The sequence below is a fragment of the Pedobacter sp. R20-19 genome, assembly GCF_000708265.2.
Taxonomy (GTDB): Bacteria; Bacteroidota; Bacteroidia; order Sphingobacteriales; family Sphingobacteriaceae; genus Pedobacter.
In genome coordinates, this window is sequence record NZ_JCKI01000002.1 from 198,224 (window position 1) to 211,857 (window position 13,634).

Below are 13,634 nucleotides of genomic sequence, written 5' to 3' on the forward strand. Positions count from 1 at the left end.
AGGGATAATGTCCTATTAAAGTTCGATTAAAAATGTATATTCAAGGGATAAAAGTGTAAACAATTAGATTTTGATGTGAGTGTTCATTACCGAACGTTAATGTTCGTTTCCGGACATTGATCTAAAAAGAATATACAAAAATTATACTCAATACATTAGAAACTGACCTTTAAGTTATTGGCATAGCAATCGCTAAATGCAGAGCGTTGAAAAAGTGAAACCTTTATCCGTAAAATATTTTAAAACCCGTGGTAATGCATATTCCAATCTGTCAAAAGCCTTCAAGCTATCATGAAAAACAATAATAGAGCCGTTTTCGGTGTGTTTAATTACATTTTGATAGCATTTTTCTGGAGAGAGATTAATGTCGAAGTCACCACTGAGTACATCCCACATGACGATGTTCAGTTTGGAGTCTGGAGTCTGAAGTCGTGAGTCTGACTTCAGACTTGGGACTAAGGACTGAAGACTCCTGATCTGACTTTTCTTAATTCTTCCGTAAGGTGGCCTAAAAAGATTAGTCTGAGTAAGTTGCTGACATTTTAAAGTATTTTGAAGATAGGTTTCATCATCGGTTTTCCAGCCTTTTAGATGGTTAAAAGTATGGTTGCCGATGGCATGACCGTCGTTTATAACTTTAGCGTAAACTTCGGGATGCTTTACAATATTATCACCAATGCAAAAAAAAGTAGCTTTTGCATGAAAAGCTTTTAAAGTTTTTAATACAAAATCTGTAACATTGGGTATAGGTCCATCGTCAAAGGTCAAATAAATAACTTTTTCGGTGCGGGATTTATTCCACAACAAGGATGGGTAATACCATTTTAGCAGAAGCGGTGATTTGATCAGGTACATTAACCCCAAAGTTAGTAAATGCCTGTACAGATTTAAATTATTAAAGTTGTTTATATAGATTTGAAAACAAATTATGAAGATGTTTACTAAGAATAAGTTAATTACCGGATCTGCATTTTTGATTGCTTTGGCCTTAAACCAAGTGGCTAGCGCTCAGCAAGTAATTACCATACAGCAGGCTGTTGATAATACCTTAAATAATAACCTCACCATTAAACAAGCCCAATTTAGCGCCGCTATTACCCAAGAGAATTTAACGCAATCTAAATATGCACTTTACCCAAATTTAAACGCAAGTGTTAGTCCAAATTTAACCTTCGGACGTGGTTTGGATCAAACCACTTTTCAGGTTACCAATCAAACATCTTTATACACCAGTGGTAGCTTGAGTACCAATGTTGATTTGTTTCAAGGCTTCTCTAAAATTAATCAGATCAGACAAAACAAATTATTATTACAAGCTGATCAAACCAATGTGGACAAGATTAAAAATGATTTAATTTTGAATGTGGTTACTGCATACCTTCAGGTTTTATATAATACAGACTTAGAAAGAGCATCAAAAGAACAACTGGATATAGCCAATAAAACTCTAATCAGGGAAAATGCTTTACTTGATGCAGGAAATAAAACCCTTGCTGATGTATCTCAGGCTAAATCTCAGGTAGCCACAGCTGAGCTTAATTTAACAAATGCCCAAAATGCGTTGTCAATTTCTTATTTAACGTTGGGCCAGCTAATGGAAATGCAACCCAACCAAAGATTTGTTGTGCAGGCTCCCTTAATAGATAATGTTAAAGCTGCATCTTCTACAGCTAATGCTGAAGAAATTTATAATAATGCCTTAAATATTTTTCCAGATATAAAACTCGCAAATTTGCGTTCATTGGCGGCTAAACAGGCGATTGCAGTTGCAAAAGGAGCCTATTCTCCTTCATTGAGCCTGGGTGCCGGACTTAATACTTCTTATTCTTATCAGTTTGATTATGCAGGAGTATTTCCTCAGTCATCATTTGCAGATCAGATCAATCAACGTTTAGGGCAAAGTATTGGGATGAGTTTACAGATTCCTATTTTTAATGGATTTACTGCTCGCTCAAGTGTGCGCAGGGCTAAAATAACTTATCAGAATACGTTAACATCAGAACAGCTTGCGAAGAATAACTTAAATAAGGTTATCTTCCAGGCCACTACGGATTTAAAAGCAGCCGAAAGTCGTTTCAGTTCTACGCAGAATGCCTTTGATGCTCAAAAAGATGCATTTTATGTAGTAGAGCAGCGCTATAATGTTGGCCTGGTAAATTCATTGGATTATAGCACAGCACAAACGAATAGAAATAAAGCTGAAATAGATTTTATTCAGGCAAAATATGATCTTTTATTCAGAGCCAAAGTGATTGATTATTATTTAGGGAAACAAATTACATTCTAAGCTTAACAATTTTAAAGCTATAGCACACAAAATTAAAGGGTCATCAACTGGAGATAAATAAACTAACGAAACACAATAAACAATTATGAAACTGAAGCACATATTAATTACCATTGGTGTGATCATTGCCATTTTAATCGTACTGAAACTTACCGGAGTGATAGGCGGAGCTAAAACAGAGAAAGTGACGACTGAAAAAGCATCAGCTAAAACTGTGGTGGAAACGGTAACTGCAAGTGGTAAAATTCAGCCAGAAACAGAGGTTAAATTAAGCTCTGAGGTTTCAGGAGAGGTTGTAGAGTTGAAGGTTAAAGAAGGCGATATTGTTAAAGCGGGTCAATTGCTTTGTAAAGTTCGTCCAGATATTTTGCAATCCGGATATGAAAGAAGCGTAGCCACTTTTAATGCACAAAAGGCAAGTGTTGCAGCTGCCCAACAACAATTGATACAAAACCAGGCCAATTTTGCCAATGAAGAAGCAACCTATAAACGTAATGTAGAACTCTTTAATAAAAAAGTAATATCAGCATCAGAATTTGATGCAGCAAAAGCAGCTTACCTATCAGCAAAAGCTACTTTAGCCAGTGCTAAAGAGAGTGTAACAGGAGCTAAATTTACCCTAGAGCAAACTGGTGCAAATGTAAAAGAAGCAGGTGCTAATTTAGCCAGAACCACCATTTACGCACCAGCTGATGGGGTAGTTTCAAAACTTTCTATTGAGTTGGGCGATCGTATTTTAGGTACCTCACAAATGGCGGGAACCGAAATTATGCGGATATCGAACTTATCATCCATGGAAGTTAATGTTGATGTAAATGAGAATGATATTACCAGGGTTAAGGTTGGAGATAAGGCTTCAATTGAGGTTGATGCCTTTTCGGATAAAAAATTCAGAGGTATAGTCACTGAAATCGCCAGTTCATCAACCGCTGTTGGTACCACTACCAGCACTTCTGTAGATCAGGTAACCAACTTCTCTGTAAAAATTAGAATTACCGAAGTAATGGAAGGTAAACAGCAATCTATCTTCCGTCCGGGCATGTCTGCCACCGTTGATATTGAAAGTGCTTCTATTAATGGTTTAGCCATTCCAATTCAAGCTGTATTTACGGAAAGTGGAAAGAGCGCAGATCAAAATCAGGGCAATCAGGAAAACTCAGATAAGCAGAAATCTAAATTATCAGATAAAAAGGTTAAGCAGTTCGTATATACTTACGATGCTAAAACCATGAAAGTTAAAAAAGTTGAAGTTACTACCGGAATCCAGAATGATCAGTTTATCATCGTAAAATCTGGTGTTAAAGCTGGAGATGAAATTGTAACCGGACCGTATTCAGCCATTCAAAATAAATTAAAGGATGGAATGATTGTAGAAAAAACCGCTAAAGACCAATTGTTTAGCAAAGACGGTAAAAAGTAGTTTATAAATAATCGCTAGAAATAGTAACTTGCGTTGTTTAAGGTGTAAGGTTTAGGGTTTTAAGACATATGGTCTGAACCCTAAATCTTACACCTTTTACCTTAAACCTTTTTTATAAAATGATACCTAAAATAGCAATGATAGGGGGCGGTAGCTGGGCTACAGCTATTGTAAAAATGCTATCAGATAACTTATCTGAGAAGGAAATTTATTGGTGGATGCGTAACGAAGTGGCAATAGAACACATTAAAAAATTTAAGCATAACCCGCATTATTTAAGTTCTGTTGAAATCAAATTGCCAGAGGATAGAATCTCTACAGATATTACCTGTATCATTAATTCAGCAGATTTCGTGATTTTAAATGTGCCTGCTGCCTTTTTAAAGGAAAGTTTAAAAGGAATCAAAGCAGAAGATTTAAAAGGAAAGAAAATCATTTCAGCTATTAAAGGAATTGTTCCGGAGGATAATCTGATTATAGGCGAATTTTTGCATGAGGTTTACGAGGTGCCATATGAAAATATTCTGGTGGTGAGTGGCCCTTGCCATGCTGAGGAAGTTGCTTTTGAGAAACTTTCTTACCTTACTATTGCCTGTACTGATGTAGAAAAAGCTTCCACATTTGCCGCATTTCTAAATACCCGATATATTAAAACCAATGTATCTGATGATATTTTTGGTACGGAATACGCAGCGGTTTTAAAAAACATCTACGCTGTAGCCAGTGGCATCTGCCATGGAATAGGTTATGGTGATAATTTTCAGGCAGTGCTCATCAGCAACGCTATCCGTGAAATTAAACGATTTGTAGATGCTGTGCATCCCATTAACCGAGACATCATGGAATCAGCTTATCTAGGGGATCTTCTGGTTACCGCATACTCCCAGTTCAGTCGCAACCGTACCTTTGGAAATATGGTTGGTAAAGGTTACACCGTTAAATCAGCACAGCTGGAAATGAATATGGTTGCTGAAGGCTATTACGCTGTTAAATGTATGCATATTAAAAACCAGGCACATGATGTTGATATGCCGATTTGTAAAGCTGTACATAATATCTTATATGGAAACCGTTCACCTAGGATTGAAATGAAGTTACTCGCTGAAAAATTAAATTAATCTCATTCAGGGCAATTAAAGTGACAACTGCTGATCATTTTTAGCTATATATCTATTAATTTTATTCTGATAAGTTTTTTTTATTTGCCTCAAACACTGCAAAGGGCAATGTTAAAATATTTAACTTTTTGTGTCGTTGTAAATTAAAACAAAATTAATCATCGACTGTTATCACCTGAAATAAATATAAAGGCCATGAAAAAGAAATTTTCAATCGGATTATTAACATTTGCCTTAATTGGAGGATTAACCTTCGGTGCCGGCGCACAAGAGAAAAAGACAGAAGTAGGAAAAGCATTAGACCACACAGGTAAAGCCATTGGAAAAGGTGCAAAATCTGTAGGTAATAAAACGGCCGAAGTTGCTGTCAAAGGTGGTTCAAAGGTTGCAGACAAAACCTGGAAAGGTAAAATGGCACCAGATGGTACTGACGTATACATCAATTCTAAAAACGAAAAGTACTACGTTAACTCCAAAGGTGCAAAGATTTGGTTAAAACCTAGCCAAATTAAAAACAGACCAGATCATAAAAAATAGTATCTGGCAACTGAATAGAAAAGCAGCTCAACACTATGAGCTGCTTTTTTTATGGTTATAATTTCAGGGAAAATATGCTTTTTATATATATGTCATCATTAGGTGCAGAAGTCTCCAGTGGCACTTCAATCTGATTGGCCAATAGCCTTTCAGCTTTAATTCCATTCATCTTTAAGGTTAGTTCCAAGGGTTGGCGGTCACCAAGTTTAAGGAAAAAAGTGTTGATATTGACTTGAGCAAGCGATGCCATTCGGGAAGAAAATAACTGATTAAAGGCATAGGTTGTGGTGCCATATGAGAATGCCTGTCTGATTTCAAATTCTACTGGTTGAACAGTTCCGTTTTTGTCAACATAGTAGAGCTGAATCTGATTTTTGCTATAAGCACCAGTATTTGTTACGTTTAATAAATCTGAACCATTACTTCCTTTAATGGATAAAATTAAATAAGATTCTATAATAGGGGAGCAGGCACATGCGCCTCCACCTGGATCAATTGTTTTTTTACAGCTGATTCCAGTAACAAACATCACAGCGAGGATAATAAAGACTTTTTTCATGTTTAATGGTTTTGGAAGTTAAACGGCTATTGTGCATTTAGCGCTACAGCAATCAAGAAAAATAACGATAAAAAAAATCCTGAAGGGAAAGCCTTCAGGATTCATTAATGTTTTTAAGGTATGTTTAAACGATGGTACCGTACAAATCGAAATCTTCGGCCCGGTCTATTTTAACCTGAACAAAACTTCCATTTGCAGCATAACCTGTGGTGGCATCAATCAATACTTCATTATCAACTTCTGGAGAATCAAATTCTGTTCTTCCTACAAAGAAATCACCTTCCTTTTTATCTACCAGAACTTTGAAAGTCTGACCAACTTTATCCTGATTGATATCAAAAGAAATGCCCTGCTGAATTTCCATAATATCATCTACACGCTGTTGTTTTATTTCTTCTGGTACGTCATCAATCAATGTATGTGCATGGGTTTTTTCTTCATGTGAGTAGGTAAAGCAACCTAAGCGATCAAATTTAGTATCTGCTACCCAGGCAGCCATTTCTTCGAAATCCTGCTGTGTTTCTCCAGGATAACCGCAAATCAGCGTGGTACGCATAGCTATATTGGGCACCTTATCTCTGATTTGATTTACAAGGTCTATTGTTTTTTGTTTAGTGGTACCACGACGCATTGATTTCAACATATTATCTGTGATGTGCTGAAGTGGCATATCCAGGTATTTGCAGATGTTATCACGTTCATTCATGGCGTCTAAAATTTCCATTGGGAAACCACTTGGATAAGCATATTGTAAGCGAATCCACTCAATTCCGGGAACGTCTGAAAGGCGGCGCATCAATTCATCTAATTTACGAACGCCATATAAATCTAGTCCATAATAAGTTAGATCCTGTGCAATTAGAATTAATTCCTTCGTACCATTTTTAGCCAGTATTTTAGCTTCGTTAACCAATTCTTCCATTGGTTTACTCATGTGCTTTCCACGCATCAGCGGGATGGCGCAAAATGAGCATGGGCGGTTACAGCCTTCGGCGATTTTAAAGTAGGCAAAATGAGATGGGGTAGTGAGCAAACGTTCACCAATTAATTCATGTTTATAGTTCGCACCAAGCTCATGCAATATATTTTGTAAGTCATTTGTACCAAAAAAAGCATCTACGTTGGTAATCTCCGACTCTAATTCTGGTTTATAACGTTCTGATAAACATCCTGTAACTACAACCTTACCTATTTTGCCAGCTTCTTTTAGCTCGCTGAACTGCAGAATGGTATCAATAGATTCTTGTTTAGCATTATCAATAAATCCGCAGGTATTGATGACTACGATATCATCTTTCCCCATTTTATCAGATTCGTGAACAACATTTAAATTGTTTCCACGTAACTGTCCCATCAATACTTCAGAATCGTAAATATTTTTTGAGCAACCTAAAGTGATTACGTTTATTTTAGGTTGTTTAATGGCAGACTTACTTTTTATTATTTTGGTAATCATATTTGTAATAATTGCGCTTATCCTGCGGTTTGATTACACAGATTTAGCGATGTCACAGATTTTAATGTGTGGATACTTTAAAGAATCAAACAGGTATTCTCTTTACTTCAAAATAAGTTTTGCCAAAGTTAATCAATAATCCTGGTTTAATTTTGCTAGCTTCTTCTACACAGCGTCATTTCGAGGTACGAAGCAATCTTAAAGTGACGATTTAACTAATCGAGAAGGATTGCTTCGTACCTCGCAATGACGACGACTCAAATTCTATTTAAATAAACTATTCACAAACTCTTTCTTATCAAAAAGCTGCAAATCTCCAATTTTTTCTCCTACACCTATGTATTTAACAGGAATTTTAAACTGATCGGAAATGCCAATCACTACACCGCCTTTAGCTGTACCATCTAATTTAGTAATGGCTAATGCATTAACATCTGTGGCTTCTGTAAATTGTTTGCATTGTTCAAAAGCATTTTGACCGGTAGAAGCATCTAAAACCAATAAAATCTCATGTGGCGCATTGGGTACAACCTTTTGCATCACTTGTTTAATTTTACCCAGCTCATTCATTAAACCTACTTTATTATGTAAACGTCCGGCTGTATCAATAATCACTACATCTTCACCAGCAGCTACAGCAGATTGTAAAGTGTCGAAAGCTACTGATGCAGGATCAGAACCCATGGCTTGCGCCACAACCCGAACCCCTACACGTTCACCCCAAAGCTTAATCTGATCAACAGCAGCGGCTCTGAAAGTATCGGCAGCGCCTAAAACAACTTTTAAACCCGATTCCTTTAATTTATGTGCCAGTTTACCAATGGTTGTGGTTTTGCCCACACCATTTACACCAACTACCATAATTACATAGGGTTTATGATCGCCATATTCAAACTGACGAAAATCATTGCTATTATTTTCTGATAGAAGTAGCTGTATCTCATCGCGAAGAATGAAATTCAGTTCGGAAGTATTGAGGTATTTATCTTTTGAGACCCGATCTTCAATACGCGAAATAATTTTTAGGGTGGTTTTTACGCCAACATCTGAAGTCACTAGAACTTCCTCCAGGTTATCAAGTACCTCATCGTCTACGGTAGATTTACCGGCAACGGCTTTGGTAATTTTATTAAAGAAACCATCTTTAGTTTTCTCTAAACCCTTATCTAAAGCTTCCTGAGCTTCAGGTGCAGTCTCTTTCTTTTTGAAAAAATCAAATAAGCCCATTATTGTTTATATTTTTCTAGGAATTCAGTAGGTGTTAAAGTTGGTATTTTGCTTTTTGTAAAATATTTTACATTCCTTGATAAAATTAAATCAACATGATTTAATTCTGCAGCTGAACTTTGAACAGCATCTTCAAAATCAGAAAAGTTGGAATGGAGGGCAAGCATTATGGTATCTCTATTTACATTCAAAACGTCTATTGTCATGATTAACGATTCGATAAATGAAATAGCTTTTTTATAATCTGAATTCTTTTTGATTATACAGTAAATATCCGTTAATGATGATGCGGTTATGCAACCTTTAATGTGGTTTCCATCAATACGTGCAAAAAATTTAGATGAATCTTGAAAAAATGGTGATCTCATTAAAGCAATATCGATAATGATGTTGGTATCTAATAGAATTGTCATAGATTATGTTTTTCTTTTAGATACGCCCACTTTGCTTCGTCAGCATCAATATTTTTAATGACTCCAGCAAATTTTTCAACAAATTCTGCTCCTGTCATCTTTTTTGGAAATGAAACTACCTCATCCAAAATAATCACTTCTACTTCTTTGTTTTTTACATCAAAGCCATCTGGAACAACAATTGTTCCATTTTCAGAAACTTTGGTTTTAAATTTATACGCTTCCATGGCTCTACTTTTTTCAAAGGTAATCAATTATTTTCTATCGTAAATTTCACTAACAAAAAAAGCCCTTCCGGTTAAAACGGAACGGCCTTTAATATTTTCAAGATCAAAAATATTAACCTTATTTAGATGCAATAGCATCTTTTACGTGGTCGTTATGAACGATAAGTTCTTTGAATGAGTAAGCACCAGTTTTAGGTGATTTAACCATTGTAATTACTTTCGAATATTCTTTACCTGTACCTGTTTTAAGGGTTGCAACTACTTTCTTTGCCATGTTCTTATGTTTTTAATGATCGAATTAGAGAATGTTGGAATGAGAGAATTTTTTAACTCAATCATTCAATCAATCTATTCATTCAATTATTTTATTTCTTTGTGTACGGTTACTTTTCTCAACACCGGATTGAATTTTTTCAATTCTAAACGCTCAGTGGTGTTTTTACGGTTTTTGGTAGAAATATATCTAGACATACCTGGCATGCCACTTTCTTTATGTTCAGTACATTCTAAAATAACCTGAACTCTGTTACCTTTTTTTGCCATTATAATATAAATTTAAACTGTTAATCTCAACAGTTAATGTTTTTACAAAAATCCTTTTTTAACGAAACGGTTGATGGCTTCGCTGATACCCACTTTATTAATGGTTTTAATCGCTGAAGTAGAAACTTTCAACGTAATCCAACGGTTTTCTTCAGGAATATAAAATTTCTGAAGTTGAAGGTTCGGGTAAAATTTGCGTTTGGTTTTAACGTTTGAGTGAGAAACGTTGTTACCTACCATTGCTTTTTTTCCTGTTAAATCACAAACTCTTGACATGACTTGTAAATATAGTTGTTAATATCGTCCGCTTAATTTTTTTAAGAGTGTGCAAATATCTGAATAATAAATGAAAAGCGCAAGAGAGCCTGTAAATATTTTCACATATTTTTTAAATATGATGCAGGATTCATTTTAATCTCTTTAGGATATTTCTCCTTATCATTATTTAGTTAAATTAGCCGATACTAATCCAAAACATATAATTGAGCAATGCAAATTACATCTTTTAAGCAATACGAGGAAGATTTCAAAAAAAGCGTAGAAAATCCTGAACAGTTCTGGGGCGAGGTTGCGCAAAATTTTCAATGGCGTAAACCCTGGTTCAAGGTACTATCATGGAATTTTGAAGAGCCCAATATTAAATGGTTCGAAGGCGCTAAACTCAACATTACTGAAAATTGCCTTGATCGTCACCTGGAAAAAAAGGGTGATCAACCTGCAATTATCTGGGAACCCAACAATCCCGAAGAAGAAAGTGTAACCCTTACCTACAAAATGCTGCATGAACGCGTTTGCCGTTTTGCCAATGTGTTAAAACGCAATGGCGCAAAAAAAGGCGACCGTATTTGTATTTATATGCCAATGGTTCCTGAACTGGCTATCGCTGTTTTAGCATGTGCAAGAATTGGGGCCATTCACTCTGTAATTTTTGGCGGTTTTTCTGCAAAATCAATTGCAGACAGGATTAATGATTCGCAATGTAAGGTAGTGATTACTGCAGATGGGGCTTATCGCGGAAATAAACAGATTCCGTTAAAAGATGTAATTGATGACGCCTTAATTGGTTGCCCAACCGTAGAAAAATGTATTGTGTTAACCCATGTGCGCACTCCGGTTTCTATGTTGAAAGGCCGTGATGTTTGGTGGGAAGATGAAGTGAAACATGTTAATGATATATGTGAAGCGGAAGAAATGGATGCAGAAGATATGCTTTTTATTCTTTACACTTCAGGATCTACAGGAAAACCAAAAGGTGTGGTACATACTTGCGGCGGTTATATGGTTTATGCCGGTTATACATTTGCTAATGTATTCAATTATCAGCCAGGCGAAGTTTATTTTTGTACGGCAGATATTGGCTGGATTACCGGGCATTCATACATTGTTTATGGTCCGCTTTCTCAAGGTGCCACCTCCGTTTTATTTGAAGGCATCCCTACTTATCCAACCCCATCACGCTTTTGGGATATAGTAGAAAAACACAAAGTAAATACTTTATATACGGCGCCAACGGCGATTCGGTCTTTAATGAGTTATGGCGATGAACCATTGGCAGGCAAAGATTTAAGCAGTATCCGCGTTTTAGGGTCGGTAGGTGAGCCTATTAATGAAGAAGCGTGGCATTGGTTCGATGAAAAAATTGGAAAGGGTAAAGCACCTATTGTGGATACCTGGTGGCAAACGGAAACCGGAGGGATTATGATTTCGCCAATCGCTACTGTAACGCCAACTAAACCTAGCTTTGCTACTTTACCTTTACCTGGAATTCAACCTATACTAGTGGATGAAAACGGTCAGGAAATTGTTGGGAATGATGTAATGGGGAATCTGTGTATTAAATTTCCATGGCCGGGAATGTTAAGAACTACTTATGGAGACCACGAGCGGTGTAAACAGACTTATTTTTCTACTTATCCAAATTTGTATTTTACTGGAGACGGCTGCCTTCGCGATGAGGATGGCTATTATAGGATTACAGGTCGTGTAGATGACGTTTTAAATGTTTCAGGGCATAGAATCGGAACTGCTGAAGTAGAAAACGCCATTAATATGCACGCAGGAGTGGTGGAAAGTGCAGTTGTAGGTTATCCACACGATGTTAAAGGGCAAGGCATTTATGCCTTTGTAATTAATCCGGAAATGCATGGTGAAGCTGAATTAACAAAGAAGGATATTCTTCAAACCGTAACCCGTGTAATTGGTGCAATTGCTAAGCCCGATAAAATTCTTTTTGTTTCTGGTTTGCCTAAAACACGTTCTGGTAAAATTATGCGGAGAATTTTAAGAAAGATAGCAGAGGGTGATACTTCAAATTTGGGAGATACTTCTACGTTGTTAGATCCAGCTATTGTAGACGAAATTATTGAAGCTACGAAGGCTTTGAAATAAATATCATATTGATCTAAACAAAAAATGCTCCCGAATTTCGGGAGCATTTTTTGTTTAGATGATTTAGCGATTAGTAACCTGGGTTTTGAACGATATTCTTATTGGCATCAATTTCAATTTGCGGAATTGGAAATACCAGTTGATTTGCATTCCATGGAATAGATCCGATATTGGTTTGAGTTCGCTTGGCATCATGTAACGTAAAGCCTTCAAAGGCAAGTTCAAGTTTTCTTTCCGTCAGGATATCCGTTAAAGTTGCTGTGGTTGTCGTTAACCCAGCCCTATCTCTAATTACGGCCAAATCCTGCAGAGGAGTTTGCCCACCAATTGGTGCAGCAGGATCTAAACGTACATTACATTCAGCTCTAATCAGGTACATTTCAGCCAATCTAATAATTGGAACATTTCCATACTGATTGCCAAACTTAGAAGTGAACATATCTCCATCATCATAAAAGGCATTAATACGATCGTCATCGGTACTATATGTACGGTCAATCCAAGCTTTCGAGATTACTGCGTCTCCACGACCACCATAGGTTGATGAGGCATAAAATTCATTGTAACCGTTAAAGCCTGTTAAGGTTCTCACTTGAATTGCAAAGACATCTTCTTTTGTATTGTCTGCTGGTTGACCTGAATTTCCTGATTCGGGCATTTTAGGAAAAGCTGAAATAAAAGTACTTGTTAAGTTATAATTGCCAGATGTAATAACACGATTAGCTGCTGCTCCAGCTGCTGCATAGTTCCCCATTTGCAGATATATTCGGGCCAGCATACCTGCCGCCGCGAATTTTGTAGCAAAGAAACCATTAGTTGCTGGTAACTTAGCCTCCGCATCGGTTAAATCAGCAATAGCTTGCGCGTATACAGCGGCAACATTTGCTCTGCTAACATAACTTCCGTCAGTAATATTTACAGTAGGACTTAGTACTATAGGTACCCCTGGATTAGTTGACGGCGATCCATCGTTATAAGCCTTCCCAAATAATCTCACTAAGTCAAAATAAACCGATCCTCTGATAAATTTGGCTTCACCTTCAACTTTATTTTTTTTCGTGGCATCTACTTTATCAATCGCTGCCAGCACATTATTGGCATCATTAATTGCGGTATAACTATCGGCCCAAACGTTATTTACAAAAGTGTTGGTTTTTAATAGCGATTTATTGATGGTTTGAGTAAGTTCAGCATAAGTTCCATACCATTCAATGGCATCGGTATTGGCTAAAAAATCGGCCATTAAAAATGGTCTGCCACCGTAAAGATTTCTGCTTCCAAGTGCCGAATATGAACCTACCAAAGCAGCCTCAACATCTTTTGAACTGCGTAATGCATTACCCTGTTCAATAGTGTTTACCGGAGAAATTTCAAGTGCTTTTTTACATGATGAGGCTACAGAAAGTACTGCAGATGCAAAGAGCAAAGTATATTTATATGTATTTTTCATGTTGATTCG

At 36.6% G+C, this 13,634-nt stretch carries 15 protein-coding genes; 5 read left to right on the forward strand and 10 right to left on the reverse strand.

Annotated elements, in window-relative coordinates:
* Window positions 1–192 precede the first annotated feature (192 nt).
* Window positions 193–855 (reverse strand): polysaccharide deacetylase family protein, encoded by a 663-nt coding sequence (locus AN34_RS04695; protein ID WP_029282801.1) that lies wholly within the window; start codon window positions 853–855, stop codon window positions 193–195.
* A 79-nt stretch (window positions 856–934) separates the two neighbouring features.
* Between AN34_RS04695 and AN34_RS04700 the strand changes: the two genes are divergently transcribed.
* From AN34_RS04700 to AN34_RS04715, 4 genes are all read left to right on the forward strand, one after another.
* Window positions 935–2,287, forward strand: a complete 1,353-nt coding sequence (locus AN34_RS04700; RefSeq protein WP_231625485.1) for a TolC family protein — start codon at window positions 935–937, stop codon at window positions 2,285–2,287.
* Window positions 2,288–2,372: 85 nt separating this feature from the next.
* Window positions 2,373–3,707: an efflux RND transporter periplasmic adaptor subunit gene (locus tag AN34_RS04705; RefSeq protein ID WP_029282805.1), complete on the forward strand. Its 1,335-nt coding sequence runs from the start codon at window positions 2,373–2,375 to the stop codon at window positions 3,705–3,707.
* Window positions 3,708–3,826: 119 nt separating this feature from the next.
* Window positions 3,827–4,825 (forward strand): NAD(P)H-dependent glycerol-3-phosphate dehydrogenase, encoded by a 999-nt coding sequence (locus AN34_RS04710; protein WP_029282806.1) that lies wholly within the window; start codon window positions 3,827–3,829, stop codon window positions 4,823–4,825.
* 195 nt (window positions 4,826–5,020) lie between these two features.
* Window positions 5,021–5,362, forward strand: coding sequence for a hypothetical protein (locus AN34_RS04715; RefSeq protein ID WP_029282807.1), 342 nt, complete (start codon window positions 5,021–5,023; stop codon window positions 5,360–5,362).
* Between the two features lie 55 nt (window positions 5,363–5,417).
* Here AN34_RS04715 and AN34_RS04720 read toward each other — a convergent pair whose 3' ends face one another.
* The 8 genes from AN34_RS04720 to rpmB form a co-directional block, all read right to left on the reverse strand.
* The gene (locus AN34_RS04720) at window positions 5,418–5,921 is read right to left on the reverse strand and encodes a hypothetical protein (RefSeq protein WP_036676560.1); all 504 of its coding nucleotides are present in this window, start codon (window positions 5,919–5,921) and stop codon (window positions 5,418–5,420) included.
* Between the two features lie 124 nt (window positions 5,922–6,045).
* On the reverse strand, window positions 6,046–7,377 hold the full coding sequence (rimO, locus tag AN34_RS04725) for a 30S ribosomal protein S12 methylthiotransferase RimO (RefSeq protein ID WP_029282811.1): 1,332 nt from the start codon (window positions 7,375–7,377) through the stop codon (window positions 6,046–6,048).
* 264 nt (window positions 7,378–7,641) lie between these two features.
* Entirely contained in the window at window positions 7,642–8,604 is a 963-nt protein-coding gene (ftsY, locus tag AN34_RS04730) for a signal recognition particle-docking protein FtsY (protein WP_029282812.1), read from the reverse strand.
* On the reverse strand, window positions 8,604–9,017 hold the full coding sequence (locus AN34_RS04735) for a PIN domain-containing protein (RefSeq protein ID WP_029282814.1): 414 nt from the start codon (window positions 9,015–9,017) through the stop codon (window positions 8,604–8,606). The genes ftsY and AN34_RS04735 overlap by 1 nt, the downstream gene beginning before the upstream one ends.
* Complete coding sequence (locus AN34_RS04740; RefSeq protein ID WP_029282817.1) at window positions 9,014–9,244, reverse strand: hypothetical protein; 231 nt, start codon at window positions 9,242–9,244, stop codon at window positions 9,014–9,016. Before AN34_RS04740 ends, AN34_RS04735 begins: the two co-directional genes overlap by 4 nt.
* A 118-nt stretch (window positions 9,245–9,362) precedes the next feature.
* Entirely contained in the window at window positions 9,363–9,518 is a 156-nt protein-coding gene (locus AN34_RS21390; RefSeq protein WP_010599808.1) for a DUF4295 domain-containing protein, read from the reverse strand.
* Window positions 9,519–9,604: 86 nt separating this feature from the next.
* Window positions 9,605–9,787, reverse strand: a complete 183-nt coding sequence (rpmG, locus tag AN34_RS04745) for a 50S ribosomal protein L33 (protein ID WP_010599807.1) — start codon at window positions 9,785–9,787, stop codon at window positions 9,605–9,607.
* Between the two features lie 42 nt (window positions 9,788–9,829).
* A complete protein-coding gene (gene rpmB, locus AN34_RS04750) occupies window positions 9,830–10,063 on the reverse strand; it encodes a 50S ribosomal protein L28 (protein WP_025145121.1) in 234 nt (77 codons plus the stop codon).
* A gap of 213 nt (window positions 10,064–10,276) precedes the next feature.
* Here rpmB and acs point away from each other — a divergent pair, with 213 nt between their 5' ends.
* Entirely contained in the window at window positions 10,277–12,175 is a 1,899-nt protein-coding gene (gene acs, locus AN34_RS04755; protein ID WP_029282819.1) for an acetate--CoA ligase, read from the forward strand.
* 70 nt (window positions 12,176–12,245) lie between these two features.
* On the opposite strand, the gene AN34_RS04760 is transcribed toward acs, so the two are convergent.
* On the reverse strand, window positions 12,246–13,625 hold the full coding sequence (locus AN34_RS04760) for a RagB/SusD family nutrient uptake outer membrane protein (protein WP_029282821.1): 1,380 nt from the start codon (window positions 13,623–13,625) through the stop codon (window positions 12,246–12,248).
* Between the last annotated feature and the right edge of the window lie 9 nt (window positions 13,626–13,634).